This window comes from Chromobacterium paludis, from assembly GCF_008275125.1.
GTDB classification, from domain to species: domain Bacteria; phylum Pseudomonadota; class Gammaproteobacteria; order Burkholderiales; family Chromobacteriaceae; genus Chromobacterium; species Chromobacterium paludis.
Window position 1 is genome coordinate 3,580,913 of record NZ_CP043473.1, and the last position, 24,090, is coordinate 3,605,002.

A 24,090-nucleotide genomic window follows, 5' to 3' on the forward strand; every position below is an offset into this window, starting at 1 on the left:
TCCTTGATGTTGCACGGCAATAAAAAAGGCTGCCCATGGGCAGCCTGTCTAAACCTGTGCAAATTGTATATACAGATTTACTTTTTCACCCGCGTCTGCGAACGTAGCTTGTAGCGCAGCCCCGGATGGGTGAGCCGGGCGAAGCTGACCAGCTTCTTGTGCGACCACGTCCGCCTCAGCACCAGCAGGCAAGGCTCCGCCGCGGCGATGCCCAGCAAGGCCTGCTCCGCCACGCCCGGCAGCACGGCTTCCACGCTATGCTCAATATCAGTGAGCGGGCAGCTTTGCATCAGGTAGTCGTTGGGGGTGCGCTGGCTGAAGTCCTGCTTCAGATAGTCCGGCGCGAAAGCCGGATTGACGTAACGGTCTTCCAACTGGATGGGCACGTCGTCCTCGCAGTGCACGATCAGCGAGTGATAGACGATGCCGCCGGCGCGCACGCTCAGCCGCAAGGCCACTTCCTCGCTGGCCGGCAGCGCCTCCAGCAGAATCACCTGGGCGGTGTGGCTGTGGCCGCGCGCCTCGATCTCGGCGGCGATATTGTTGATGTCGAGCAGCGGCGATTCCGCCTTGCGCTCGGCCACATAGGTGCCGTCGCCGGCGAAGCGCAGCAGAATGCCGGCTTCGGCCAGGTCGCGCACCGCCTTGTTCACCGTCATGCGGGACACGCCGAACTGGCGCGCCAGCTCCAGTTCCGGCGGAATCTTGCAGCCGGGTAGGAAATGGCGGTCGCGGATGCCGGACAGGATGTAGTCCTTGATCCGTTGATAACGGGGTTGCGGGGCGTCTGACACCGTGGCTCCATGGATTAGAGAATGGCCGATTGTAGCGCGAGCGGCCGCATCGCTGGATGATCCAGCGCAGAAAACCGGAGGCAGGCCATGATGACCCTCTCGCAATGGCTGGCGGCTTACGACGAAAGCCACCGCCATCCTTTCAATATCGCCATGCACAAGCTGTGCGTGCCCTTGATCGCGCTATCGCTGCTGGGCATGCTGATGGTGCTGCCCGGGCCGCTGCCCTGGGCCTGGCTCACCGTGTTGGCCGGCGTGGTCTGGTACTGGCGGCTGTCGCAGCAGGCCGCGCTGGTGATGGCTCTGCTCAGCAGCCTGGCGCTGCTGCTGCTGACCCTGGCGCAAAGCGCCGGCCTGCCGCTGGGCCAGGCTTCGCTGCTGGTGTTCGCGCTGGCCTGGGTGGGCCAGTTTCTGGGCCACGCGCGCGAAGGCCGCAAGCCCTCCTTTACTCAAGACCTGCAATTCCTGCTGATCGGCCCCCTGTGGACGCTGCGCGCGCTGTGGCGGCGACTGGGGCTGATAGACTGAAAAGCTGATCCGCCGCAGCGCGCCGTAACGGCTGCGCGTTATCATCGAGCTTTTGATGGACTTCGATGGAGCGCGCATGTCCTATCCGCAAGGAATGAGCCTGGCCGAACTGGCGCCGGGCGTCGAACAGATTCTGCTGGCCGGCGACGGCTTCTCCGCCCGCATCGCCCTGCTGGGGGGCCAACTCATAGACTACCGGCGCGACGGCGACGCGCCGCTGTTCTACCTGTCGCCGCAAACCGCCTATCAGCCAGGCAAGGCGATACGCGGCGGCGTGCCGGTATGCTGGCCCTGGTTCGGCGCGCATCCGTCCGACGCCGGCCAGCCGGCGCACGGCGTGGCGCGCCAGCAAGTCTGGTCCCTGAGCGAGGCCCGCCGCGACGGCGCGGTGTTCCACGTGGAACTGGATGGCCCGCGCCATGAGGGCCTGGCCGCCAAGCTGACCTTCCGCATCGGTCCGGACGGCGTGGACATCGCGCTGGCCACGATGAATCAAGGCGAGTCCGCGCAAACCGTCAGCGCCGCGCTGCATAGCTATTTCGCGGTGTCGGACATCGAACAAGTCCGCCTGCTGGGCTTGGAAAGCGCGCCGGCGCACGACAAGGTGGCGGACGCGCGGCTCAACCTGCCGGCCCAGCCCTTCCGCTTCAACGGCGAGGTGGACTTGCTGGTTTATCGCGGCGCGGCCATCACCCTCGCCGACGCCGGCTGGCGGCGCGAGGTGCGCATCGCCAGCGCTGGCTCCCATAGCGCCGTGGTGTGGAACCCCGCGCCGGCCAAGGCCGCGCGGCTGGCGGATCTGCCGGATGAGGACTGGCGGTGCTTCGTCTGCGTGGAAACCGCCAACGCCGGCGACGACGCCCGCCAGCTGGCCCCGGGCGCAACCCATGTGCTGGCCTGTCGCCTGGATTTCTCTCGCAGCGGCGAGGCGTTATAATCGTTGACTAGCCGCCGTGGCGATACGGCGGCGTTTTCCTGCTCACCGGACACCGCAGCAATGGCTCGACCAGACAAGATATCCCGCTTCCTCCCGCTGACCTTTGCCAACGGCAACAGCGTACGCCGCTTCGGCAAGCATTGCCCGCAATGCCGCGCCATGGTCGGCGCCGAGCATATGGAGGGCATCGCCAGCCTGATGCAAGGCAAGATTTTCTTGTCCGCCGACGCGCAGTGCCCCAAATGCGGCGAAACCTTCCCGGTGGCCTGCGTCATCACCGACGACAAGCGCGTGCACCGCGTGATGCTGCCCCTGTGGATGTTCCGGCTCTGGCTGCGCACCGCCACCCGCCATGATCCGCAGCCGGCGGACAACGACAGCTGGGAAGTGGAGGCTGAGCCGGCGCAGGGCCTGATGCTGTCGGCCGATGCCGAGGTGGTCCGCTCCGAGGAAATCCTGGGCCGCTTCCAGGGCGAACCGATCTGCGCCTGGATCGAATACCAGGGCCAGCGCTTCGTGTTCGACCGCGCCACCTCCGGCGGCAATCTGCGGCTGACCCCGTCCGAGCTGTTGCTGGAAGGCCGGCTGATCTACCGCCAGCTATAACGCCGCCGCTGCGGCGCGCAAGGCAGCAATGAAAAACGGCCGGGACGCATCCCGGCCGTTTGGTTTGATTTACCGCTCGCGCTCAATGCACGCTGGCCGGGTAATGCGCGGCCACCCAGCTCTCGAAGCGGTCGAACATCGCCGCGTCGCCGGCCGCGTTGTCGGCGATCCGCTCCGCGCCGTGCACCAGGCGGATATGCGCGTCCAGATCGGCCGGGTATTGCGCCGGATAGTCGCGCGCGGCGGCATCGGCGATCAGCCGCTGCGCCTCGGCCCAGGCCTCGGCCGCGCTCTGGTTGCAGCTGTCGGCCAGGTAACGCGCGTTGAACGGCTCGCCGGTCAGGCGCACCAGCGTGGCGTTGTGGTTGATGCTGTTGCCCGGGCCCCAGTAGTGCTCGGCCAGCAGCGGGCCGATGGCCGGGTTGTCGGTCAGGTAGCCGAACTTGCCGATGAAGTAGGCGCGGGTCTGGTACACCGCCATATTGGCCAGCAGATAGCCGTGGTAGGCCGCGGCCGATTCCTGGTTCAGCAGGTGCGGAATGGCCATCAACGGGCGCGGGCTGACGTCCACGCCCAGGATGCGCTTCTCGCAATCGCGGGCCAGCCGCAGCACGCGCTCGGCGGAGAGTTCGCTCTCCGGCAGCGCGTACAGCTCGCGTTCGAAATAAGCGACGACGGCGATGGAGCGCTCGGCATAGGCGGCGAACGGCTGCGTCGCCTCGATGCGCGCGCGGATCAGCTCGTCCGGGATGGCCTCGCCCTTGCTGTTGCGCGCATAGCGCTTCAGCCAGTCGGCGTCTTCCAGCAGGCTGTCGCAGAACATGCTCTGGGTTTCAGCGTAAGCCATGGAAGTGGGCGCGAACTCCTGCGAGAAGCACGGCGAATTCTGCGTCACATTGGCGAAGTGCGCGGCGTGGCCGCCTTCGTGGAACAGGGTGTTGATGGCGCGCGCGCCGCTGCCCACCTGGTCCGGCGTGGCCTCGGCGGTGAAGTTGATCTGGCCCGGCACCCACTGGGCGCCGTCATAGAAGGCCGGGATCGGACCGTGGCAGAAGCCGTTCTGATACTTGCCCTCGCGCTCCACCAGGTCCAGCTGCATGGTGGCGCCGCGATACTGGATGCCCAGGCGGCGGAAGCTCATCACCCAGCGCTCCACCGCCTTGGCGAAGGGCAGGTAGGGGTCCATCTGGCGGGTGACGTCGCCGCTCATGTGGAAGCGCAGGTTGTGGCCCGACAGCGCGGTCTCGCCGTGTTTGGCTTTCAATGCATCCAGCGCGCGCTGGTTGGCGTCGCGGGTGCGCGCCTCGAAATCGTCCAGAATGGCGAACAGCTGATCCGGCGTCATCTGCTCGTTTTTCTTGACCTTGCATTCGAAATAATCGGCGTAGCCCAGGCTGCGCGCCAGCGCGTTGCGCTTGCTGACGATGGCGAGGAAGCCGTTGTCCAGCGCCCAGCGCTCCAGCGCCAGGTAAGCGTCCAGCGAGCTCTTGCGCGCCGCCTCGTCGCGGTTGGTGCCCAAGTTGGTGCTGAGCATGCTCAGCGTCGCCTCTTCGCGCTCGCCGGCCTCGTTGAGGTGATGCATCTTATAAGCGCGGCGCTTGGCGAACAGCTCGGCCTCCAGCTCCACCAGCTCGGTCATCAGTTGGCGCGCTTCGTCGCTCTCGATGATGTTGCTTTCAAACACGGCCAGCCAGCCCTTGAAGCCGTGCAGCAAGGCATCGCGCTCGGCGTCGGCCGGCAGGGCCTGCAGCTCGGCGATGGCGTCTTTGGCGCGCGCCAGCCGCGCCGGGCTGGAAATGAAATCCTTGTAGGCTGCCTCGGCGCGGGCGAAGCCGGCGTCGTCGTCGGACACCGCCATATAGGTGTCCCAGAACAAGTCTTCCTTGGCCTTGTGCACGGCCAGGTAATCGTGATTGAGCGCGTCGAACTCGCGGCGCAGCGCTGCCAGTGCAGTCATTCCCATTTCTCCTTGAGGGTGTGGCCGCTCGGGTGGCGGCTTGCTTCCCGCCGTCGAAAAGGACGACGGCATGCATGAGCAAGTCTCATTTCAAACACCCCACAAGGTCAAGAATTTACTTCATTTAACACAAGAAAAACATGAGTTATCAGCATTGCTGGTCTATAGGGTCCAGCGCTGGCCACCAGCACAGCGAAGCCTCGCGCGCAGCCTCGACAAAGCCCAGCTTCCGGTATAAGTCCAACGCGTGATAATGGGCATCGGCCACGATGAGCAGCCGCGAGGTCCGTTGCAACCCCCATTGCGCCAGATGGCTGATCAGCTGGCTGGCCAGGCCCAGCCGCCGCACATGCGGCGCCGTGACCACATGTTGGAAGCGCGCCATGCCGGGCAGCAGGAACAGGCCGGCGCTGCCCAGCAGCGCCTGGCCGTCGAACACGCCCCAGACATAGCCCTGGCCGGCCGCCTCCAGCGCCAGGAAGCGCCGCTCCCGGCCCTGCAGATAGGCGCGGTAATCGGCCTCGTCGTGGCCTGCCGCGCGCGTATCGGCCATCAACTGGCGCCATTGCCGCCAGTCGCCCTCCCCGGCCAAGGGCCGGAGGGCCAGCCCGGCGCTGGCCGGAACCGGCCGCAACTCGGCCTCGTTCAACAGCAAGACCACGTTTTCCTCGTAGCGATAGCCCGCCCCCGTCCACTCGGCATAGCGGGACGCGCCGCCCGCCTCGTCCAAGGTCCACAGCAAGGTCCGATGGCGGACGCCCGCCGCATCGGCGAAGGCGGCGTCGAAACGCCGCTCCCAATCCGCGCGCGCCTGCTCCGCCGGCGCATGGTCCAGCCATAAGACATTGCCGAAGTAATAGCCCGGCTGTCCCGGCGTCAAAACGCGCCAACAGCCGTCCAGCCGGTTCAAGACGCCGCCCTCCAGCCGCCAGTCGCTCTCCGCGCCTGGCATGGCCAAACTCAGGGCCAGCGTCGCCCTGCCATCGCGCGCAGGCCCTTCCACAAACCCCAGACTGGCCGCCAGGCGGCGCGCCGGCAGATTGCCCTCGGCGGTATCCGCCTCGATCCGGCGCAGGCCCAATTGGTTGAAGCCGGCGTCCAGCAACAACCGGCCCGCCTCCCGCGCCAGCCCCTGGCCCCAAGACGACTCGGCCAGCTCCAGGCCGAAACTGGCCACGCCGGCCGCCGCGCCGTCGCGCAGGCCGACGGAGCCGATCAGCTCCCCGTCGTCGCGCCGGATGATGGCCAGCTGCCAGTTGCGCCGCGGCGCGCCCTGCTGCTCGATGAAACGCCGCAACAGCATGGCGGAAAACGCGGGGGAAACCTCGTCCCGCCGATAATGGCGGCCAAAGGCGGCGCTGGCGCGCAGCGCCTGGTAGCCGGATAGGTCATCCTCGCGGAAGTCGCGCAATTCCAGCCGCGGAGAAATCAAGGGAAGAATCAGCATAGGCCGCCCTTCTCCAGACGGCATTGCTCCAGGCGCAACATGAGGCGCAGGCGCTCGTCGCCGTCGCGGGGATCGGTGGAAGAGATGTCGCGGCGCAGGGCCGCATCGGCAGGGCGCGCTTCGTCGCCCAGCATGTCGCGCAGCAGATGGCGCGACAGAACCATAAAGAACGATGCCATGATGGCGTTACCTGTAAAGAACGATAAAGAACAATGGCCGGCGCTTGCCGCCTGGCCGAACAAACCAACGCCGCGCTTGAAGGCGCGCGGCATGGAGTGCGCGCAGTCTGCCGCCGCGCGCTTTATCCGTCAAGCATTTAAATCATTCAACAAACATGTCCTCATGCTTGCGCACGCCCTTGATGGCATGCGCGCGCAGATACGCCAGCCGCCAGCGCCCCAAGCTGGTGCGCAGCACCGCGTCCATCAGGCCCAATTGCAGGCCTACCAGCGTCGCGTACAGCCACATGCCCTGCTCGCTCGGCATCAGGGGCACCGCCCAATCGCTGAGCCGGGGATAGAGCAGCCAAGCCAGCGCCAGGCCCGCCACGAGGGTCAGTTCCACCGCGCGCCAGGAACGGGTGCGCAGAGCCAGCCGCGTGCCGATATCGGTCAGGCAGAACACCAGGCCAAGGAGGTAGAGGGTCATGATTGCTTCTCCTTTCCACCGCGTCGCCGGCGGGACTTTCCCGCCGGGGCGAGCTTTCTCCGGTTATAGGCCAGGCCAGGCCGACACTGGCGGGCGGATCGGCTACCGTCCGTCGGAAATTACGTAGACATACGCAGTCGCACGCGAAAAAAAGCCCCGCAGCAGGGCGGGGCGCAGTGGGTGGGAAAATCAGGGTTCACACGCTGGCGGTGCGTCTTCCGCGCCACACTTCGCGCAGGCCAGCCAGCGAATACAACAGCAGCGCGGCCCAGATCAGGGAAAAACCCAGGGCGCGACTGGCATCGAACGGCTCGCCGAACAGCAGCACGCCCAGCGCCAACTGGATGGTGGGACCGATGTACTGGATCACGCCCACCGTGGCCAGCTTCAGCCGGCGCGCGCCGGCGGCGAACATCAGCAGCGGCACCGCCGTCACCACGCCCGCGCCCATCAGCAGCAGGTCGCGGTTCCAGCCCAGGTGGCCGAAGGCGCCGTCGCCGCGCCAGGCAAAATAAAGCAACGCGGCCAGGGCCAGCGGCGACATCAGGAAAGTCTCCAAGGCCAAGCCCGGCAAAGACGCCAGCGGCGCCATCTTGCGCAGCAGCCCGTAGGCGCCGAAGGTGGCGGCCAGCGACAACGCGATCCACGGCAAGGCGCCGGCGCTGAAGGTCAGCCAGGCCACGCCTGCCGCCGCCAGCCCCACCGCCAGGGTCTGCGGCCGGCTCAGGCGTTCGCCCAGAAACAGCCTCCCCAGCAGCACATTGACCAGCGGATTGATGAAGTAACCCAGGCTGCCCTCCACCACATGGCCGGCGTTCACCGCCCAGATATAGATCAGCCAGTTCAGCGACAGCACGCTGGACGACAGGGCGAAAATCCCCAGCTGGCGCGGCCGGCGCAAGGCCTCGCGCAGTTCGCCCCACTGCCCCAGCGCGGACAGGATCAGCGCCACGAACAAGGCCGACCACACGATGCGATGGCACAGAATTTGCAAGGCCGGGATGGCGTGCAGCGGTTTCCAGTACAAGGGAAACAGGCCCCAGCAGACGAAGGCGCCCACCGTGTACAACACGCCGCGGTTATCGCCGTTTGAAGAAGAGACTGACACGGAAATTCCTGAAACAATTTTCGAAGGTCAGCTTAACCGCTTTGCCCCGCCCGGATAAGCCGCGCAGCCTGCACACAGCGTTTACAAGCGCTTAACAGCATGCTTGTTGCAATGGCACATAAACCGCAGTCCGGGCAGCGTCGCGTTCGATCTCTTTGACGTTGACGTAAACGTAAACTATAGTCTGGCGGCATTAGGGTGAACACTCTAAGCTGCGTCAGCCGCGCATACCCTGGGCACACGGTATAAAAATAAAGTGTCCGATGACGTTTGCCAGCGCAGCAAGCGCCCGGAACACGCCGCCCACAAGGCCGCCCAAGGGCTGATCGCCACAAGCGAGCACGACAGGAGGAGAAACCATGTCAATCCGCCATGCAGACCTGGAAGAAAAATACACCGCCCCCACCGGCCAGGTACTGATGACAGGCATTCAGGCGCTGGTGCGCCTGCCCATGCTGCAGAAGCAACTAGACCAGGCCGCCGGCCTGAACACCGCCGGCTACGTCACCGGCTATCGAGGCTCGCCGCTGGGCAATGTCGACCAGACCATGCTCAAGGCCAAGAAGCACTTGGACGAACACAACGTCGTGTTCCATCCCGGCCTCAACGAAGACCTGGCCGCCACCGCCGTGTGGGGCACCCAGCAGGTCAATATGTTCGAAGGCGCCAAGTACGACGGCGTCTACGCCATGTGGTACGGCAAAGGCCCCGGCGTGGACCGCTCCGGCGACGTTATCAAGCACGGCAATGTGGCCGGCACCTCCAAGCACGGCGGCGTGCTGCTGGTCTGCGGCGACGACCATGCCGCCAAATCGTCCACCTTCCCGCACCAGTCCGACCACATCCTGGCCGCCAGCATGATCCCGGTGCTGAGCCCGTCCGGCGTGCAGGAAGTGCTGGACCTGGGCCTGCACGGCTGGGCGATGAGCCGCTATTCCGGCTGCTGGGTGTCGATCAAGGCCATCACCGACACCATAGAAAGCTCGGCCATCGTCGACATCTCGCCCGAGCGTTTCCAGTTCAAGATACCGCAGGACTTCCCCATCCCGGAGGACGGCCTGAACATCCGCTGGCCGGACACGCCGCTGGCCCAGGAAAAGCGCGTGCTGCACCATCGCCTGTACGCCGCCCTGGCCTACGCCCGCGAGAACCAGCTCAACCGCATCACCCTGGACTCGCCCAAGCCTCGCCTGGGCATCATCACCTGCGGCAAGAGCTATCTGGACGTGATGCAGGCGCTGGACGACCTGGGCATCAGCGAAGCGCAGGCGGCGGAAATCGGCCTGCGCATCTTCAAGGTGGGCATGGTGTGGCCGCTGGAGCCGGAAGGCGTGCGCCACTTCGCCGAGGGCCTGGAGGAAATCCTGGTCATCGAGGAAAAGCGCCAGATCATCGAATACCAGCTGAAAGAACAGCTGTACAACTGGCGCGACGACGTGCGCCCGCGCGTGGTGGGCAAGTTCGCCGAAAAAGGCGAATGGGCGCTGCCGCATGGCGACTGGCTGCTGCCGGCCGCCGGCGAGCTGACCCCGGCCATGATCGCCCGCGCCATCGCCAGCCGCCTGGCCAAGATTTACGACAGCCCGGTGATCCACGACCGGCTGAAGTTCTACGAAGACAAGGAAGCCCAGCTGGTGCAGCCGCGCGAATCCATCGCCCGCGTGCCGCACTACTGCTCCGGCTGCCCGCACAACACCTCCACCAAGCTGCCGGAAGGCAGCCGCGCCGTGGCCGGCATCGGCTGCCATTACATGGCGCACTGGATCAGCCCGGAAAACACCAAGACCTTCACCCAGATGGGCGGCGAAGGCATCACCTGGCTGGGCCAGGCGCCGTTCACCACCACCAAGCACATCTTCACCAATCTGGGCGACGGCACCTACTTCCACTCCGGCATCCTGGCCATCCGCGCCGCAGTGGCCGGCAAGGTCAACATTACCTACAAGATCCTGTACAACGACGCGGTGGCGATGACCGGCGGCCAGCACGTGGACGGCTATCTGGATGTGCCGATGATGACGCGCCAGCTGGCGGCCGAAGGCGTCAAGCGCATCGTCATCACCAGCGATGATCCGGACAAATACCGCACCGCGCACGGCCTGAAGGAAGGCCTGGCGGCCGGCGTGGACGTGTTCCACCGCCGCGAGCTGGACCGCGTGCAGCGCGAACTGCGCGAGATCGAGGGCGTGACCATCCTGATCCACGACCAGACCTGCGCCGCCGAAAAGCGCCGCCGCCGCAAGCGCAAGGAGTTTCCGGACCCGGCCAAGCGCGCCTTCATCAACGAGCGCGTGTGCGAAGGCTGCGGCGACTGCAGCAAGAAGTCCGGCTGCCTGTCCGTGCTACCGCAGGAAACGCCGCTGGGCCGCAAGCGCAAGATCGACCAATCCAGCTGCAACAAGGACTACTCCTGTGTCGAGGGCTTCTGCCCCAGCTTCGTCACGGTGGAAGGCGGCAAGCTGAAAAAGCCGGCGGGCGCCAGCGCCGATCTGGCCAAGATGCCTGCCCTGCCGGAACCCAAGATCCCGTCCGTGCATGAGCCCTTCGGCATCATGGTGACCGGCGTCGGCGGCACCGGCGTGGTCACCATCGGCCAGGTGCTGGGCATGGCGGCTTACCTCGACAACAAGGGCGTGACCGTGCTGGACATGGCCGGCCTGGCGCAAAAGGGCGGCTCGGTGTGGTCGCACGTGCGCATCGCCGACAGCCAGGAAAAGCTGCACGCCGTGCGCATCGCCGCCGGCGACGCCAACCTGGTGCTGGGCTGCGATCTGGTGGTGACCGCCGCCGAGGAAGCGCTGGCCAAGATGCGCGAGGGCTTCAGCCACGTCATCGTCAACAACTACGAATCGCCGACCAGCGCCTTCCTGAAGAACCCCGACGTGCGCTTCCCGGCCAAGGCGATGAAGGATGCCATCATCGAATCCGTCGGCGCCGGCCGCTTCAACGAGGTCAACGCCAACAAGCTGGCCACCGCGCTGATGGGCGACGCCATCGCCAGCAATATGTTCATGCTCGGCTACGCCTGGCAGAAGGGCCTGGTGCCCGTGTCGCTGGAGGCCATCATGGAAGCGGTGCGGCTGAACGGCGCCGCGGTCAAGTTCAACCAGGACGCCTTCAGCTGGGGCCGCCACGCCGCGCACGACCAGGCGCGCGTGGAAGCGCTGGTGACGCCCAGCGCCGTGGTGCAATTCGTGCCGCGCGAAACGCCGGACGCCGTGGTGCATCACCGCGCCACCCTGCTGGCCGCCTACCAGAACGAGGCGCTGGCGGAACGCTACAAGGCGCTGGTGCAGCAGGTGAAGCAGGCCGAGGAAGCCGCCCAGCCGGGCAGCAACGCGCTGACCCTGGCCGCCGCCCGCGCCTACTACCATCTGCTGGCCTACAAGGACGAGTACGAAGTGGCGCGGCTGTACAGCGACGGCGAGTTCGAGCGCGACGTGGCCAGCCAGTTTGAAGGCGATTACAAGCTGCGCTTCCATATCGGCGTGGCCTGGCTCACCGGCGGCAAGCCGGTGAAAATCCCGTTCGGCCCATGGCTGATGCCGGCGATGAAGCTGCTGGCCAAGCTGCGCTTCCTGCGCGGCAGCGCGCTGGACCCGTTCGCCTGGCAGGCAGACCGCAAACTGGAGCGTCAGCTGATCGCTGAATTCGAGCGCGAGCTGCCCGCCGTGCTGGCCAAACTGAACCCGGCCGCGCTGTCGCAGGCCGTGGAGTGGGTCAAGACCTGGGAAGGCGTGCGCGGCTTCGGCCACATCAAGCTGGCCAACTACCGCCAGGCCAAGACCCGCCAGGCCGAGCTGCAAGGCCAGCCCGCTCAGCCGGGCAAACCGGCCGCCAAGGCCGCCGTGGCCTGATCACCCGTTTTCCGCAGCTTTCAGCGCCGGCTTGCCGGCGCTATTTTTTTGGCATACCAATAATTGGCATGAGCTTCAAATAGCATGCCTCGACACCAACCTCCCCGTGATTCGAAAGCCTGGTATGAAACTGAAAACGCTAGCCCTGACCGCCTCCCTGCTTTGCGGCCTCTCCGTGCCCTGCTTCGCCGCCGACGCGGCGCGGCACCAAGCCGTGCTGCAATTGCTGAACACCCTGCACTTCAACCAGACCCTGGACCAGATGCAGGCGCAGATGATGCCGGTGATGGCCCAGCAGTTCAAAAAGGAACTGGATGGCCAGGGATGCGGCCCGGCGCCGGATTGCAAGCAGAAAGTCCAGGCCGCCTTTGACAAGCTGCAAAAGGAAATGGCCGACTATTTCGCCTCCCCCCGCCTGCGCCAGCTAATGCTCAGCGGCATCTCCGACTTCTATGAAAGCAATTTCACGCTGGATGAAATCCATCAAATCGACGCCTTCTACCGTACGCCGGTTGGACAGAAGCAGCTGCGCCTGGGCCCCCAGGCCGCGACCAAGATCATGCCAGCCTTGATGCAGGACATGCAGACCCATCTGCGGCCGCGCCTGCAGGCGCTGTCCCAGCAACTCAAGCAAGACCTCGCTCAATAAACCGCTAGCCGGAGACCCGCCATGCGTTCGACTCGCCTGATTCTGGTTTCGCTGACCCTCCTCCTCGCCGCCTGCGCCAGCACCCCGCCGGCCAAGCTGGCCGCGCCCGGCTGCGTCGGCAGCGTGATGCCGCCGCCTGCCGGCATGCGCGCGGCGCCAAATCCGGCGCTGCTGGCCGAGGCGCTGGGCGCGCCAGGCAAGGGCGGGCTGTGCGAAGGCGCGGTCTACCAGCAGGACGCCGCCGCCGCCGCTGTGACCGTCTACCGGGTATGGGACGAGGCGAGGCCCAAGTCGCGCATGGGCCGCTGGTGGTCCTTCAGCCAGCCGCAAGGCCCGGTGGCGCAATATCGCGCGGAAAACGCCATCTGCCCGTCCTGGAGCCAGTTGAGCCATGTGGTGCGCTGCCAATTGCGGCCTGGAACCCAAGTGGCGGTGGGCACCGGCCAGAGCGCCAGCTGCGCGCCGGACCCGGATTACCCGCCGTCGCCGGTCAATCAGGTCTACGTGCCCAACAGCAGCCCTGACGACCTGAAAGTGGAGAACTGCCAGGACGACGGCGCTTTCCCGCCGGCGCAGTAAGCCGCGGCGGCCGGCTGGCTCAGGCGGTCAGCCGGCGGCAGGTTTCGCCTATGCCGGCCTGCACGCACAGATCGAACAGCGTGTCGAAACGGGTGGGCGTGTAATTGATCAGCGCGCAGGGCACGCCGGCGCGCGCGGCCTCCAGCGGGATCAGGTTGACCGGCGACACCTCCAGCGAGGAGCCCATCACCAGCAGCAGGTCGGCGTTCAAGGCCGCCTCAAAGGCGACGTCGATCAAGGGCACCGCCTCACCATACAGCACCACGTCGGGCTTCAACACCGCGCCGCAGCGGCGGCAAGGCGGCGTCTCGTGTTGCTGCACATAGTCCAGCGCATGCGGCGTCGCGCAATCGGGACAGCTGGAGGTAAGCAGGGTGCCGTGCAGCTCCAATACCTGCCGGTTGCCGGCGCGGCCATGCAGGCCGTCTATGTTCTGGGTGAGGATGGTCACTTCCTTGCCCGCAGCCTCCAGCGCCGCCAGGTAGCGATGGCCGTCGTTGGGCTGGTAGCCGCCCACCAGCTTGATGCGGAAGATGTCGCGGAAGGCCCGCCAGAAAGCGGCGGGCTCGCGGCGGAAGTAGTCGATGGACACGGCGTCGGCCAGGCTGATATCGCGCGACCATAAGCCATCGGCGGAACGGAAGTCGGGAATGCCGGATTCGGTGCTCATGCCGGCGCCGGTCAGCACCGCGATGCGTCCGGCATCGTCTATCATTTGTTGCAAATACCGCAGTTGCTGCTCTGTCGCGCTCATCCACCCCATCCTTGCCGCCGGTGCCTCCTCGGCACTATAGCGCAGCGCTCATGGCGCCGGGTATTTGATCGCGTTCTTGACCATCTTATCTCGAACCGCCGTATCCAGATCCACCCCTGTCACCATCGCCAGCCGCGTCAGATACAACAACACATCGGCGATTTCCTCTTGCAGATGGGTAAAACGGGCCGGATCGTCGCGCAGCCGCGCAGCCGCGTCGTCATCCAGCCATTGGAAGATTTCCGCCAGCTCCCCCACCTCGCCCACCAGGGCCAGCAGCAGGTTGCGCGGCGAGTGGTGGCGGTTCCAGTCGCGCGCGTCGGCGAAGCGCTGCAAGGCGGCGGTCAGGCCGCGCGTGTCGATCAATTTTTCGTCGTTCATCTCATCGCTCCGGGTTTCACGTGGAACATTGCGGCGCCGCCCGCGCCAACAAAAATGCCCGGACGCGCCGGGCATGTCGGAAAAGCCAACCTGCCTCAGCCCAGCAGCCCCTCGGCCTGCAAGGCCTGCTGCACGGCAGGCAGCGCGCCGACGCGCTGCTGGAAAGCCAGCAAGGCGGGATAATCAGCCAGCGAGCGCTGCACATATTGCGTCCAGCACAGGCAAGTGAACAGATAGGCGTCGGCCACGCCGAACTGCTCGCCCAATACATACGGCGAGGCCTCCAACCGCTGTTGCAACAGCGCCAGCCGCGGCTGCAGCCGCGCCCAGGCGTCATCCTTCACCTCTTCGGTCTTGCCGGAGAACATGGGCGAGAAGTTCTTGTGCACCTCGGTGGCGATGAAATTCAGCCACTCCTGCAGCCGATAGCGCGCCAGCGTGCCGTTGGCCGGCGCCAGCATCTTGTCCGGCACCTGGTCCGCGATGTACTGCAGAATGGCCGCGCCTTCGGTCAGCAGTTCACCGTCGTCCAACTGCAGGGCCGGCACATAGCCCTTGGGATTGATGGCGGAATAGTCGCCGTCGCCGGCCGTAGTGTGCGGCTGTTGGCGCAGATTCACTTTTTCCGTGGAGAACGGCAGGCCGCTGGCGATCAAGACAATGTGGGAAGCCAGCGAACAGGCGCCGGGCGAATAATACAGTTTCATCTCATGACTCCTTAAACAGGGGACAAAATGGGACGCACCGCAAACCCGCACAGCCTGGGCCAAAATCCAGCCGTTGACAAGCCCGCGCAGGCCTGGCTCACCCGGCGGGCTTCTTGCCGAACAAGCGCGGCCGCGTGTCCGCCGGCCTGGACGTCATTTCCACGTACAGCGCCTCCACCCTGGCGCGCGCCCACGGCGTGCGGCGCAGGAAGACCAGGCTGGACTTGACGCTGGGGTCGATGCGGAAGCAGCGGATGTCGATCCGCTCCGCCAGGCCTTCCCAGCCGTAATGCGCCTGCAGTTGATTCAGCATCTTTTCCAGCGTGACGCCGTGAGTGGGATTGTTGGCCTGGTTCTGCATGCCGCAAGTCCTGTAAATGCGAAAGCCGCGAGTGTAAGCCCGCGGCTGGCTGTGGCCAAGTCACTTGGCGGCGGACGGCTTGCGGCTGCGCGCCGCCCGCGTCTTCTTTGCCGGCTCCGGCGCGGCGCTGGGGGTTGCCGCCGCCACGGCCGGCGCTTCCGGCGCCGGCGGCCGGGCGCCGCGCACGCCCATGGCCAGCGCCATGCGTCCCAGCCGCTGCTGCTTGTCCACGCTAATGGGGCCGGCCGCCGACAACAGCAGCATCACCAGCTCCAGCGCCATTTCGCGCTGCGGATCGGTGGGCAGCAGGTCCTTGACCGTGGCCAGCGCGCGTTTCTCGTCGTTGCGCACCAGCCAGGTCTGGCGCCGCACCACCTGCTTGAAGGCTTCCAGCGTCAGCTCCTCGCCCATGCCGGTATCTTGCATCACGCGGCGAATGGCATTGAAGGGACGCACGTCCACCACGCCATTGCCGATGGCGACGTAGATCAGCAAGCGCAGGAAGCCGTCCACCGCGCCGCCTTCGGAGTAATGCTGCTCCAGCTCGCGCTTCTTCAGGCGCAGCATCTCCTCGCGCTCCCAGCCGGCGTGGTAGCCGCGCACCAGCGCGCGCTTGGGGGGCAGGCCCACCAGGGCGGCGGTCAGGGGCGCGTCGTAAACGGCGCGGAAAGTCATTTCCTTCAGCGCGTCGCGCTGGTCGCGGTAGCCATCCAGCCAGCTAGCCGTCCAGTCCGACACCGTCTGCTGCCACTGCCAGAACAGATTGTCCTGGCCGACCGGTTGGCGCGCCGCCCTCGCCTTGGCCGCCCAGTCCGGCAGGGCCGCCAATAAGGGATTGCGGCTGGAGAACCAGCGCCGCTCCACGCGCGACGGGTGCGACTCGCGCAATGCATGCGCCGTCCACGGCGAGGTGCAGGCTTTGATCCAGGGAGAGACGAAGCTGTCGTACAGCTGCTGGTTCATCTCCGCCACCCGCTTCACCACCTGGAAGGCCCGCTCGCCCTCGCGGCCATCGCCCAAGGCCAGGATGTCCTCCAGCTCGCGCGGCTCAAAGCGGATGACGTAGCGGCCCTGCAGATACTGCAGGCCCGGCGTTTCCGGGTAGGTGTCCAGGATCACCGCCTCATAGAGGCCTGGCGGCAATACGTCTATCAGGTCCAGCGCGCTGGCCAGCTCGCTGTGCTCCTTGTTAGCCACGCCGGCGGAGACGAAGATGCCCAGGTGGCCGATCTGCTCGTGCAGGCAATAGACGATGGTCTGCTCGTTGCTGCGGATGTCCTCCACGTTGTTGTAGAGGTCCGCTATCCAGTACAGCGCCTGCTGCGGCGGCGTGATGTTGTCGCCCCAGGACGCGAACACGATGATGGGCGAGCGGATCTGCCTGAGGTCTATGCGCACCGCGCCGTCATCCAGGTAGACCTCGCCGCGGCTCAGCCGGTTGCCCACGAACAGGTTCTGGCTGATCCACTCCATCTCTTCCTTGTTCAGCAGGTAGTGGCCGCCCCACCAGCGCTCGAACTCCAGGAAGCGATTGCGCTCCTTGTCGATGTTGGCATACAGGTGATAGCCCTTCTTCCAGTAGGTATTGGCCGGGTCCAGCTGCTCGAAGTTGGACACCAGATGCGCGCCGTCGAACTGGCCGTGGCCCAGATCGCCGGTCAGCGACGCCAGCCAGGTGCCGCCCAGCAAGCCGCCCTGGTAGCGCATCGGGTTCTTGCCGGCCACGCCGGCCCAGTAGGACAGGGGCGAGCCGGCCAGCAGTATCGGGCCGACATCCTCTGGCGCCGACGCCGCCACCATGGCCAGCGCCCAGCCGCCCTGGCAGTTGCCGATGACGAAGGGCTTGCCGGCGTTGCCCGAGTGCAGCTCGCGCACCTTGCGCAAGAAGGCCTTCTCCGCCCGCCACACGCACTCTATGGTCTGCTCCGGCTCCGGCACTGGGAAAAACATCACGAAATAACAAGGATGGCCCTGGCGCAGCGCGATGCCGATCTCGCTGTCCATCTTGAAGCCGCCTATGCCGGGACCGTGGCCGGCGCGCGGATCGATCACCACAAAGGGCCGCAGCTCCGGATCGGTGGGCGGCGAGTTGGCCGGCGGCCGGATCGCCGCCAGCGCGTAATTGACCGGCTGCGGCAATTCGCGCCCATCCATGATGATGTCGAAATCAAACACCAGCACCGGCGGATTGCCGGACGCGGCATGCTCCAGATAGGTGTCGCCGCGTTCGCGCAGCGCGTCGCAATACAACAGCCCGCGCTGGAACGCGTCTGTCCAATAGTCCATCCACTGCTGCCCCCACGACCACCAGCCCGCCTTGTCGGAATCCGCCATGCCGCTCTCCCTGTCGCTCAGCAGCTTTCACTGTAGCCCACCGCACTGCAACACACTGCTCTGCCCAAAGTATCAAGCAGTTATTGCGGCTTAATAGTCATGAACATCCGGGATTTTGCCGGTAAAACTCTACTGACAATTGCGTCCAATACTGCTTTCACCGTCACTTCACTCGAAGAAGGAATGCAACCATGACCCAGCTGCTCAAGCCCCTGCTCATCGCCGGACTGCTGCTCGTCGGCGCCAGCGCCGCCTACGCGGATGACGCGCCCAAGACCAAGCCGCACCAAGGCTGGCAGATGGATCCAGCCAAGCGCGAAGCGATGATGGCCAAGCATATGCAGATGCTGCACGACAAATTGAAAATCCAGCCGCAGCAGGAAGCCGCCTGGAAGACCTTCGCCGATTCGATGAAGCCGGAGCGCATGGCCAAACCGCCGATGGACGACAAAGCCACCGCGCCGCAACGCATGGAACAGATGATGCAAAGCCATCAGGCTGAGATGCAGAAGCGCCTGGAGGCGCTGAAGGCTTTCTACGCCCAATTGACGCCGGAACAGCAGAAGATCATGGACCATATGCATGGTCCGCGCGGCAAGTGGGAACATCACAAAAAGCCGGACAGCGCCGCTCCCGCCCAAAAGTAACGCTGACCGAGGTTCATCATGCAAGGCTATCTCCGCTTGAGCGGCGCCCTGCTGGCAGCCGCGCTGGCCATGGCCGCCGCCGCGCCGGCAGAGGCCTACCACCACTACCACGGCGGGCCGCCGCGCGTCAGCATAGACATCTGGCGCGGCGGCTACTGGCACCACGGCTACTACCACGGCCGGACAGGCTGGTGGTGGGTGGCCGGCGGCGCTTGGTACTTCTACACCGCCCCGATCTACCCCTATCCCAGCCTATACGCGCCGCCGGCCGTGGCCATGGTCCCGGTCGTTCCCGTGGTCCCGGCCGCGCCGACTATGCCCGCCCCGCCACCCGTTGCCGTCGCGCCGCAGGAGCCCACTCCGGTCTGGTACTACTGCAAGGCCGCCAAGCAATACTACCCCTACGTCAGCGAATGTCCGGGCGGCTGGAAAACCGTGCCGGCGCAGCCGCCGAAGTAAGCGGGAGCCTCATCATGAAAACACCTTACCTTCTATTGCTGGCGCTGCCGCCGCTGCTGGCCGCCTGCGCCACTCTGCCCAACGGCCCCACCGTCGCGGTGATGCCGGCGCCGGGCAAACCGTTTGAAGTGTTCGCGCAGGAAGAGCAACAATGCCGCGCCTACGCCGCCGCCAGCCTGGGTACCGACAACAACCAGGCCGCCGCGTCCAATATGGCCGGCAATATGGCGCTGGGCACGGTGGTCGGCGCCGCGGCCGGCGCGCTGATAGGCGGCAATCACCAAGGCGCCGGCGTCGGCGCGGGGGTGGGCATGCTGGCGGGCACCGCGGCGGGAAGCGGCAATGGTGCCTATGCCGGCTACGACGCGCAGACGCGCTACAACATTTCCTATGAGCAATGCATGTACGCCAAGGGCAACCAGTTGCCCGGCCAAAGACCGGCGCGCGCCTACCCGCCTCCGCCGCGCTGGTAAACCATCATACCAACGGGATAAGCCGGCTTCGCACCGACATGATGATAAAATATTGAAACAAAAGGAAATCAATGACTACGGAAAGGGCATGATGGCGGACCTAATACTGGAATCAGGCTCGCCGGCGGAACAGAACCGGATGGGCCGCGACCATCCGTTCAATCCTTAGAGGAGTGCGCCATGAAACGATGCGCCCCGCTGCTGGCCGGCCTGTTGCTGGCCGCCGGCCTGGCCCAAGCCCAGGATGCCAATACCCGCCCCTTCGACAGCACCGTGGTGCTGCCCAGCGTGCCGCTGTCGCTGCACGAGCTGAACCAGCCCACCCAACCGAGCGACGTCGTCGCCCCGCCCTCGCGCTGAGCGCTGGCCCCGCCTCCCGGCGGGGCTAGCGGCCAAACCAGCGGTCGCCGAAATTCACCAGCAACACGCCCGCCACCACCAGCAAGGCGCCGATCAGCCGCGCCGCGCTCAAGTCGCGCAGCGGCATCGCCAGCCAGCCGAAACGGTCGAACAACAGCGAGGTGAACACCTGGCCGGCGATGATCAGCGACACCATGGTGGCCACGCCCAGCCGCGGCGCCAGCAGCGTGGTGCCGAACACGAAGCCCGCGCCCAGCACGCCGCCCAGCAGCATCCACCACTCCACCCGGCTCAACGCCGCCAGGCTTTGCCAGCGCTGGCCGGTGGCCACACCGAGCAGCGCCAGCGTCACACAACCCACGCTGAACGACACCAGGGCCGCCAGCACGGTGCTACCGCCTATCAGCTGGCGCAGCTGGTTGTTCACCGCCGCCTGCAGCGGCACCACCACGCCGATCAAAAACGCCAGCAAGGGATACATCGCCTGCATCGTCACGCCTTTCTCAATATCGTTCCATCGCCACCGCGCGCGGCGGGGCCGCATACGGTTCCGGCCACCAGTCTTCTATGCGCCGGATCAACCCATCCTGGAGGGTGAAGAAACAGATGCCGCTCATCGTCTGTTGTTCCACGTGGAACGCGATCTCGCTGACCGCCTGGTCGCCGTCCGCCAGCAGGCGGACGATGTCCAGCGTCCAGTCGCCGGGATACGTGGCATTGAAGGCCACGTACGGCGCGATGCCGCGGATGCGCTCGCGCGTCTGCGGCACCCGGTATTCCACCTCAGGATGCAAAGTGGCGGCGAAACCGTCCCAGTCGCGCGCCTTGGCGCAATCCCAGTAACGGCGTATCAGGTCTTGGGACATGTCGGCTCCGTCAACGCATGAGCCGGACATGATAAATGAATTACCTGGCGCGCGGGCGGCTATCGCGGGTATAGGCGCAAAAGCCCGGTTTGGGACCGATCTTGGGATGGTTGCGGCAGGTATTGGGGCGGCGCTCGTAAATGGTGCAGCGCCGGGACTGCGCATCCAGATACAGGCAATCGCCGTTGGCGCGCTGCGCCAAGGTGAACAGGCTGTTCTTGAAGTTGAAATGCTGGATCACCCGCTGCTTTTCCAGCCGCTTGGCGATGTTCTTGATCGGCTCTTCCAGCTCGAACTCGTCCACCACGCCAATCCGCACCAGATCCGGTAGCTTCACTTCCACCGGCATGGTGCAGCAGGACGCCATGCAGTCGCCGCACAGGCCGTTCTTGTACTTGATCCAGGTTTCCAGGCGGTTGATATCGGCCACGGGGCATCCTTAACACATTGAATACGCGATACTTTCCCGTTGCGGGAAAGCGCGCATTCTACGGATGCCGCGTCAAACCGGCAAGCGAAAGGCGCGCAGCCAGCGCGTCGTCTCGTCCGGGCCGCGCAGCACATGCCACTGCGCCAACGGATGCGCGTCGCGCAGCGCGGCCAGTTCGGCGCGGCGCTTGTCGTGGCTGCGCCAGGCCCAGCGCAGCAGGGAATCCGGCCCCCACAGCGTACCGCGCAAGGTTTCGCGGTTGCCATGCGCCAGCGTCTCGCCGCGCCATGCCCGCCAGAGGCTGCGGCGCACGATGCGCCAAGCCATCAAGCGGAGGGGATAGTCGAGCCAGATCACCAGATCGGCGCGCGGCAGCAACTGGCGCAGCGCGGAACCATAGCAGCCTTCGGCCAGCCAGCGTTCGTCCTGAGCCAACGCCGCCACCCTGGCCTCAAACCCGTCCTGGCGAATCCAGCCCGGCCCCCAGAACCATTCATCCAGCTCCACCACCGGCAAGGCCAGCGCGCGGCCGATAAACTTCGCCAAGGTGCTTTTTCCGGCGCCGCTGCCGCCGACGATCAGCACCCGGCGCGGCGTCTCACATCCCGGCATAGCTGCGCAGAATGGCGGCGATGCGCCAGCGATGGTCGCGGTCGTGTTCGGCCAGTTGTTCCACCAGGCCCAGCACATTGATCGTGGTGCCGTCGCCGCGGATGCCGCTGCGGCCCAATTGCTTGGTATCCAGGCTTTTCAACTGGGCCAGCAGCGCCGCCCGTTGCGCGACGAAGGCCGCAATGCCGGCCTCGCCGTCGCGCGCATGGTAGGCGCGCGTCTCGGGCCAGTGCGACACCTCCATCGGCGCCAGCTGCGGCCGCTCCTCGCTCAGCACGCGGCGGATGCGCATGCCGTACAGATCGGTCTCGCAATCGTGCACATGCCAGACATGCTCCAACAGCGGCGAACGGTCATGTATCGGCTGGCGGCCCCACACCTCGCCCGGCAAGCCGGACAGGGTCCTGCGCAAAAACACCGGCAGTTCTTCCAGCTGGATCAGCAGCTGCGAGTAGGCCTGCAGCAACAAGGGGTGCTCAGTCATCGCGCACCGCCTCCCGTCCCAGCCTGTCGCACGGATGCGCGGCGCGATGGACCCGCGGCAGCACCTCAGGCAGATAAATCTCCTGAATCGCCGCCAATTTGCCGTGCGACTCCCAATGGCCGCGGCTTTCCCAATGCTCCACCAGCACAAACTGGCTGGCGTCGGCCTGGGAATGATAGGCCTCCCACAGCAGACAGCCCGGCTCGGCCAGACACATCGGCCGCATCCGCGCCAGCGCGGCGGCCACCGCCGGCGCCTCGGCAGGCGCCTTCACTTGCAGCGTCACAATCAACGGAAACATGGCCTATCCCGGTTTAAAGCGAGCCCATCGACTCAATAGAATTCCATCTGGCGCAGGCCGACGTAGCGCGGCGCAATAAAGCCATGCTCGCGGTCGCGCCAATAATCGTCCAGCAGCATGGGAGGAAACACCGTCTTACCGGCAAACTCGCCGCGCGCCAACCAGGCCGCCTCGACGATGTGCTCGCGCACCGCTTCCTCGGCGCTGCAATCGATGGCGCCGCCCAGCAGCTTGCCGGTGAACTAGAACTTGCACTCGCGGGTTTGCGGGCTGGCGAATTCCTCGATATAGGCCAGCGGCCCGATTTCCACCCGCAACCCGCACTCTTCCCACGCTTCGCGCCGCGCGGCGTCCGCCAGCGGCTCGTCATCGATGGCTCCGCCGCCCGGCGCCACCCAGAAGTCGTACACCTCCGGCTTGCAATGCCGCACCATCAACACCCTGCCCTCATGCTCGACGATCACGCCGGCGCCTATGCGATGTTGCATGCCACTCCCCCTGGAAACCGGCCAGTATACCAAATCAATTATGTATTTAGCATTGCATGAAACAAGGCGGCAGGCAGAAAAAGGCGCGTTCAGGGGCGGTAGACGATCAAGGGGATTTCCATCTCGTCCGGATGCACGCCGGCATGCGTGCCGGCCAATTGCAGCCTGCGCTCGCCTGGCAGCGTGTCGCGCAGATTCCAGCCCGGCTTGGCGATCAGCGTCACGTCGCCGCAGCGCCGCGCCAGATCGGGATGCGCCGGCCCCGGACCGAACACGCCGGCAGCCAGCAATTCCGCGCTCGGTTCCACCCAGCAGGCGTGGCCCAGCCGCGCGCGCGCCAGTTCGATGAAACGCTCCGCGCAACCGGGCTTAACGTGGCAATACGTCATGCGCGTCTCGCCGGACAAAGGCCGCGCCAGCAGACCGTACACTTCCGGATAGGCGTCCACGTCCACCCATTGCTCGGCCGGGGCGGCGGTGAAGCCATGGTCGGCGATCGCCACCACCGCCGCGTCGTTCTGCCTGGCCGCCTCCAGCAGGCGGCCGAAGTCGCTGTCGAGGCCCGCCAGCAAGCGCTCCACCGCCTCGTCGTCCGGGCCGATCTCATGCATCAGCTCGTCCATCTGCCGCAGATAGAGGTAGTGGAAGGCCGGCACCGGCGAATACAGCCGCGCGGACAGCTGGACAAAGGCATCCTCGGCATCGTGGTAAGACAGGCGCAGGCTGCTGCCGGCATGGTAGCGGCTGCAGGGCGAGCCGCAGATGTCTTCCGGCAACATCAGGAAGGATGGCCGGGCAAAGCGATCAAACAAGGGCGGCGCGACAAACAGCGATTCCGCCAGCTGTCGCGGCGCGCTGGCGCGGGCGGCGGCGTAACGCGTATACAAGGGCAAAGGCGCGATGACGTCTTCGCCATGCAACTGGTGCCAGCCTATCAGGCCGTGCACCGATGGCGGTTGGCCGGTCAGCACCGTGGTCACCGCCGCCGAGGTGGTGGGCGGAAACACGCTGCTCAGGGTCTCGCGCTGCAGCAGGCGCAAACGGCTTTCCGGCCCCAGCCGCCGCAGTTGCGCGGCGCCCAAACCATCTATCAGCAGCAGGCAAACATGGCGATGATGGCCAATGCCGGCCAGCGCGCGGGAGGCCAGCGGCGCGTAGCCCAGGTCCGGGCCGCCCAGCTCCCAGCTCAGCGTCTGCATCAGATTCAGCAGGCCGCCGCCGTGGTAATCCGGCCAGGCGGCGTCAGGATGGCGCAATTGCAGAGGAGTCATGGCCGCGATGCTGAATGAAAGGCCTCATTGTTGCCCCCCGCCGCCGACCCGT

Annotated in this window: 30 protein-coding genes; 10 read left to right on the forward strand and 20 right to left on the reverse strand. The window is 65.9% G+C overall.

The window, feature by feature from the left end:
• Positions 1-77: 77 nt before the first annotated feature.
• Entirely contained in the window at positions 78-794 is a 717-nt protein-coding gene (hutC, locus tag FYK34_RS16965) for a histidine utilization repressor (RefSeq protein WP_196782526.1), read from the reverse strand.
• Positions 795-881: 87 nt separating this feature from the next.
• Between hutC and FYK34_RS16970 the strand changes: the two genes are divergently transcribed.
• The 3 genes from FYK34_RS16970 (at position 882) to FYK34_RS16980 (ending at position 2,865) form a co-directional block, all read left to right on the forward strand.
• Entirely contained in the window at positions 882-1,322 is a 441-nt protein-coding gene (locus FYK34_RS16970; protein ID WP_149298458.1) for an Mpo1 family 2-hydroxy fatty acid dioxygenase, read from the forward strand.
• A gap of 76 nt (positions 1,323-1,398) precedes the next feature.
• Positions 1,399-2,259 carry a D-hexose-6-phosphate mutarotase gene (locus FYK34_RS16975; protein WP_149298461.1) on the forward strand — a complete coding sequence of 287 codons (861 nt, stop codon included), beginning with the start codon at positions 1,399-1,401 and terminating at the stop codon, positions 2,257-2,259.
• Positions 2,260-2,319: 60 nt separating this feature from the next.
• On the forward strand, positions 2,320-2,865 hold the full coding sequence (locus tag FYK34_RS16980) for a hypothetical protein (protein ID WP_149298463.1): 546 nt from the start codon (positions 2,320-2,322) through the stop codon (positions 2,863-2,865).
• An 82-nt stretch (positions 2,866-2,947) separates the two neighbouring features.
• Here the strand turns inward: FYK34_RS16980 and FYK34_RS16985 are convergent, their stop codons facing one another.
• From FYK34_RS16985 to rarD, 5 genes are all read right to left on the reverse strand, one after another.
• Positions 2,948-4,822: a M3 family metallopeptidase gene (locus tag FYK34_RS16985; RefSeq protein ID WP_149298465.1), complete on the reverse strand. Its 1,875-nt coding sequence runs from the start codon at positions 4,820-4,822 to the stop codon at positions 2,948-2,950.
• A gap of 148 nt (positions 4,823-4,970) precedes the next feature.
• A complete protein-coding gene (locus tag FYK34_RS16990) occupies positions 4,971-6,269 on the reverse strand; it encodes a GNAT family N-acetyltransferase (RefSeq protein WP_168209783.1) in 1,299 nt (432 codons plus the stop codon).
• Positions 6,263-6,541: a hypothetical protein gene (locus FYK34_RS16995; protein ID WP_149298469.1), complete on the reverse strand. Its 279-nt coding sequence runs from the start codon at positions 6,539-6,541 to the stop codon at positions 6,263-6,265. Before FYK34_RS16995 ends, FYK34_RS16990 begins: the two co-directional genes overlap by 7 nt.
• Before the next feature lie 49 nt (positions 6,542-6,590).
• Positions 6,591-6,917, reverse strand: a complete 327-nt coding sequence (locus FYK34_RS17000) for a hypothetical protein (protein ID WP_149298471.1) — start codon at positions 6,915-6,917, stop codon at positions 6,591-6,593.
• A 196-nt stretch (positions 6,918-7,113) separates the two neighbouring features.
• Positions 7,114-8,025, reverse strand: coding sequence for an EamA family transporter RarD (gene rarD / locus FYK34_RS17005; protein WP_149298473.1), 912 nt, complete (start codon positions 8,023-8,025; stop codon positions 7,114-7,116).
• A gap of 359 nt (positions 8,026-8,384) precedes the next feature.
• On the opposite strand from rarD, the gene FYK34_RS17010 reads away from it, so the two are divergent.
• The 3 genes from FYK34_RS17010 (at position 8,385) to FYK34_RS17020 (ending at position 13,110) form a co-directional block, all read left to right on the forward strand.
• The gene (locus tag FYK34_RS17010) at positions 8,385-11,882 is read left to right on the forward strand and encodes an indolepyruvate ferredoxin oxidoreductase family protein (protein WP_149298475.1); all 3,498 of its coding nucleotides are present in this window, start codon (positions 8,385-8,387) and stop codon (positions 11,880-11,882) included.
• A gap of 124 nt (positions 11,883-12,006) precedes the next feature.
• Positions 12,007-12,531 carry a DUF2059 domain-containing protein gene (locus tag FYK34_RS17015; protein ID WP_149298477.1) on the forward strand — a complete coding sequence of 175 codons (525 nt, stop codon included), beginning with the start codon at positions 12,007-12,009 and terminating at the stop codon, positions 12,529-12,531.
• Between the two features lie 21 nt (positions 12,532-12,552).
• Entirely contained in the window at positions 12,553-13,110 is a 558-nt protein-coding gene (locus tag FYK34_RS17020; RefSeq protein ID WP_149298479.1) for a hypothetical protein, read from the forward strand.
• A 19-nt stretch (positions 13,111-13,129) separates the two neighbouring features.
• Here the strand turns inward: FYK34_RS17020 and FYK34_RS17025 are convergent, their stop codons facing one another.
• The 5 genes from FYK34_RS17025 to FYK34_RS17045 form a co-directional block, all read right to left on the reverse strand.
• Complete coding sequence (locus tag FYK34_RS17025; protein ID WP_149298481.1) at positions 13,130-13,864, reverse strand: NAD-dependent protein deacylase; 735 nt, start codon at positions 13,862-13,864, stop codon at positions 13,130-13,132.
• A gap of 48 nt (positions 13,865-13,912) precedes the next feature.
• Positions 13,913-14,245, reverse strand: coding sequence for a nucleotide pyrophosphohydrolase (locus FYK34_RS17030; RefSeq protein WP_149298483.1), 333 nt, complete (start codon positions 14,243-14,245; stop codon positions 13,913-13,915).
• 95 nt (positions 14,246-14,340) lie between these two features.
• Positions 14,341-14,952, reverse strand: coding sequence for a glutathione transferase GstA (gene gstA, locus FYK34_RS17035; RefSeq protein WP_149298485.1), 612 nt, complete (start codon positions 14,950-14,952; stop codon positions 14,341-14,343).
• Between the two features lie 97 nt (positions 14,953-15,049).
• Complete coding sequence (locus tag FYK34_RS17040) at positions 15,050-15,313, reverse strand: VF530 family protein (RefSeq protein ID WP_149298488.1); 264 nt, start codon at positions 15,311-15,313, stop codon at positions 15,050-15,052.
• A 60-nt stretch (positions 15,314-15,373) separates the two neighbouring features.
• Complete coding sequence (locus FYK34_RS17045) at positions 15,374-17,647, reverse strand: DUF3141 domain-containing protein (protein ID WP_149298490.1); 2,274 nt, start codon at positions 17,645-17,647, stop codon at positions 15,374-15,376.
• Positions 17,648-17,838: 191 nt separating this feature from the next.
• Here FYK34_RS17045 and FYK34_RS17050 point away from each other — a divergent pair, with 191 nt between their 5' ends.
• The 4 genes from FYK34_RS17050 to FYK34_RS17065 all read left to right on the forward strand — a co-directional run bounded on the left by FYK34_RS17050 (position 17,839) and on the right by FYK34_RS17065 (position 19,586).
• Positions 17,839-18,294 (forward strand): Spy/CpxP family protein refolding chaperone, encoded by a 456-nt coding sequence (locus tag FYK34_RS17050; protein WP_149298492.1) that lies wholly within the window; start codon positions 17,839-17,841, stop codon positions 18,292-18,294.
• An 18-nt stretch (positions 18,295-18,312) separates the two neighbouring features.
• Positions 18,313-18,753: a hypothetical protein gene (locus FYK34_RS17055; RefSeq protein WP_149298494.1), complete on the forward strand. Its 441-nt coding sequence runs from the start codon at positions 18,313-18,315 to the stop codon at positions 18,751-18,753.
• Positions 18,754-18,767: 14 nt separating this feature from the next.
• Positions 18,768-19,226: a YMGG-like glycine zipper-containing protein gene (locus FYK34_RS17060; RefSeq protein WP_149298496.1), complete on the forward strand. Its 459-nt coding sequence runs from the start codon at positions 18,768-18,770 to the stop codon at positions 19,224-19,226.
• Between the two features lie 180 nt (positions 19,227-19,406).
• Entirely contained in the window at positions 19,407-19,586 is a 180-nt protein-coding gene (locus FYK34_RS17065; RefSeq protein ID WP_149298498.1) for a hypothetical protein, read from the forward strand.
• 25 nt (positions 19,587-19,611) lie between these two features.
• Here the strand turns inward: FYK34_RS17065 and FYK34_RS17070 are convergent, their stop codons facing one another.
• The 9 genes from FYK34_RS17070 to FYK34_RS17105 all read right to left on the reverse strand — a co-directional run bounded on the left by FYK34_RS17070 (position 19,612) and on the right by FYK34_RS17105 (position 24,038).
• Positions 19,612-20,076: a DMT family transporter gene (locus tag FYK34_RS17070; protein ID WP_231137446.1), complete on the reverse strand. Its 465-nt coding sequence runs from the start codon at positions 20,074-20,076 to the stop codon at positions 19,612-19,614.
• Between the two features lie 13 nt (positions 20,077-20,089).
• Positions 20,090-20,452, reverse strand: coding sequence for a nuclear transport factor 2 family protein (locus tag FYK34_RS17075; protein WP_196782528.1), 363 nt, complete (start codon positions 20,450-20,452; stop codon positions 20,090-20,092).
• A gap of 40 nt (positions 20,453-20,492) precedes the next feature.
• Positions 20,493-20,882: a YkgJ family cysteine cluster protein gene (locus FYK34_RS17080; protein ID WP_149298504.1), complete on the reverse strand. Its 390-nt coding sequence runs from the start codon at positions 20,880-20,882 to the stop codon at positions 20,493-20,495.
• A gap of 72 nt (positions 20,883-20,954) precedes the next feature.
• Positions 20,955-21,428, reverse strand: coding sequence for a P-loop NTPase family protein (locus tag FYK34_RS17085; protein ID WP_146042171.1), 474 nt, complete (start codon positions 21,426-21,428; stop codon positions 20,955-20,957).
• A gap of 52 nt (positions 21,429-21,480) precedes the next feature.
• Positions 21,481-21,978 (reverse strand): DinB family protein, encoded by a 498-nt coding sequence (locus tag FYK34_RS17090; RefSeq protein WP_149298507.1) that lies wholly within the window; start codon positions 21,976-21,978, stop codon positions 21,481-21,483.
• Positions 21,971-22,279, reverse strand: coding sequence for a putative quinol monooxygenase (locus FYK34_RS17095; RefSeq protein ID WP_149298509.1), 309 nt, complete (start codon positions 22,277-22,279; stop codon positions 21,971-21,973). Before FYK34_RS17095 ends, FYK34_RS17090 begins: the two co-directional genes overlap by 8 nt.
• Positions 22,280-22,311: 32 nt before the next feature.
• Positions 22,312-22,470 carry a hypothetical protein gene (locus FYK34_RS20565; RefSeq protein ID WP_168209784.1) on the reverse strand — a complete coding sequence of 53 codons (159 nt, stop codon included), beginning with the start codon at positions 22,468-22,470 and terminating at the stop codon, positions 22,312-22,314.
• Between the two features lie 51 nt (positions 22,471-22,521).
• Complete coding sequence (locus tag FYK34_RS17100; RefSeq protein ID WP_149298511.1) at positions 22,522-22,767, reverse strand: NUDIX domain-containing protein; 246 nt, start codon at positions 22,765-22,767, stop codon at positions 22,522-22,524.
• 89 nt (positions 22,768-22,856) lie between these two features.
• A complete protein-coding gene (locus FYK34_RS17105) occupies positions 22,857-24,038 on the reverse strand; it encodes an alkaline phosphatase family protein (protein WP_149298513.1) in 1,182 nt (393 codons plus the stop codon).
• Positions 24,039-24,090 lie beyond the last annotated feature (52 nt).

Excerpts from the sequence above, each read along its gene's own strand:
- FYK34_RS17070 (WP_231137446.1), bottom strand. The coding sequence starts at position 20,076 with ATGCAGGCGATGTATCCCTTGCTGGCGTTTTTGATCGGCGTGGTGGTG.
- FYK34_RS17000 (WP_149298471.1), bottom strand. The coding sequence starts at position 6,917 with ATGACCCTCTACCTCCTTGGCCTGGTGTTCTGCCTGACCGATATCGGC.
- FYK34_RS17025 (WP_149298481.1), bottom strand. The coding sequence starts at position 13,864 with ATGAGCGCGACAGAGCAGCAACTGCGGTATTTGCAACAAATGATAGAC.
- FYK34_RS17045 (WP_149298490.1), bottom strand. The coding sequence starts at position 17,647 with ATGGCGGATTCCGACAAGGCGGGCTGGTGGTCGTGGGGGCAGCAGTGG.
- FYK34_RS17010 (WP_149298475.1), top strand. The coding sequence starts at position 8,385 with ATGTCAATCCGCCATGCAGACCTGGAAGAAAAATACACCGCCCCCACC.
- FYK34_RS17060 (WP_149298496.1), top strand. The coding sequence starts at position 18,768 with ATGAAAACACCTTACCTTCTATTGCTGGCGCTGCCGCCGCTGCTGGCC.
- FYK34_RS17030 (WP_149298483.1), bottom strand. The coding sequence starts at position 14,245 with ATGAACGACGAAAAATTGATCGACACGCGCGGCCTGACCGCCGCCTTG.
- FYK34_RS16985 (WP_149298465.1), bottom strand. The coding sequence starts at position 4,822 with ATGACTGCACTGGCAGCGCTGCGCCGCGAGTTCGACGCGCTCAATCAC.
- FYK34_RS16995 (WP_149298469.1), bottom strand. The coding sequence starts at position 6,541 with ATGCCGCGCGCCTTCAAGCGCGGCGTTGGTTTGTTCGGCCAGGCGGCA.
- gstA (WP_149298485.1), bottom strand. The coding sequence starts at position 14,952 with ATGAAACTGTATTATTCGCCCGGCGCCTGTTCGCTGGCTTCCCACATT.
- FYK34_RS16990 (WP_168209783.1), bottom strand. The coding sequence starts at position 6,269 with ATGCTGATTCTTCCCTTGATTTCTCCGCGGCTGGAATTGCGCGACTTC.
- FYK34_RS17015 (WP_149298477.1), top strand. The coding sequence starts at position 12,007 with ATGAAACTGAAAACGCTAGCCCTGACCGCCTCCCTGCTTTGCGGCCTC.
- FYK34_RS17055 (WP_149298494.1), top strand. The coding sequence starts at position 18,313 with ATGCAAGGCTATCTCCGCTTGAGCGGCGCCCTGCTGGCAGCCGCGCTG.
- FYK34_RS16980 (WP_149298463.1), top strand. The coding sequence starts at position 2,320 with ATGGCTCGACCAGACAAGATATCCCGCTTCCTCCCGCTGACCTTTGCC.
- FYK34_RS17040 (WP_149298488.1), bottom strand. The coding sequence starts at position 15,313 with ATGCAGAACCAGGCCAACAATCCCACTCACGGCGTCACGCTGGAAAAG.
- FYK34_RS17095 (WP_149298509.1), bottom strand. The coding sequence starts at position 22,279 with ATGTTTCCGTTGATTGTGACGCTGCAAGTGAAGGCGCCTGCCGAGGCG.
- FYK34_RS17105 (WP_149298513.1), bottom strand. The coding sequence starts at position 24,038 with ATGACTCCTCTGCAATTGCGCCATCCTGACGCCGCCTGGCCGGATTAC.
- FYK34_RS17100 (WP_149298511.1), bottom strand. The coding sequence starts at position 22,767 with ATGCAACATCGCATAGGCGCCGGCGTGATCGTCGAGCATGAGGGCAGG.
- FYK34_RS17065 (WP_149298498.1), top strand. The coding sequence starts at position 19,407 with ATGAAACGATGCGCCCCGCTGCTGGCCGGCCTGTTGCTGGCCGCCGGC.
- FYK34_RS16975 (WP_149298461.1), top strand. The coding sequence starts at position 1,399 with ATGTCCTATCCGCAAGGAATGAGCCTGGCCGAACTGGCGCCGGGCGTC.
- FYK34_RS17090 (WP_149298507.1), bottom strand. The coding sequence starts at position 21,978 with ATGACTGAGCACCCCTTGTTGCTGCAGGCCTACTCGCAGCTGCTGATC.
- FYK34_RS17020 (WP_149298479.1), top strand. The coding sequence starts at position 12,553 with ATGCGTTCGACTCGCCTGATTCTGGTTTCGCTGACCCTCCTCCTCGCC.
- FYK34_RS16970 (WP_149298458.1), top strand. The coding sequence starts at position 882 with ATGATGACCCTCTCGCAATGGCTGGCGGCTTACGACGAAAGCCACCGC.
- FYK34_RS17075 (WP_196782528.1), bottom strand. The coding sequence starts at position 20,452 with ATGTCCCAAGACCTGATACGCCGTTACTGGGATTGCGCCAAGGCGCGC.
- FYK34_RS17050 (WP_149298492.1), top strand. The coding sequence starts at position 17,839 with ATGACCCAGCTGCTCAAGCCCCTGCTCATCGCCGGACTGCTGCTCGTC.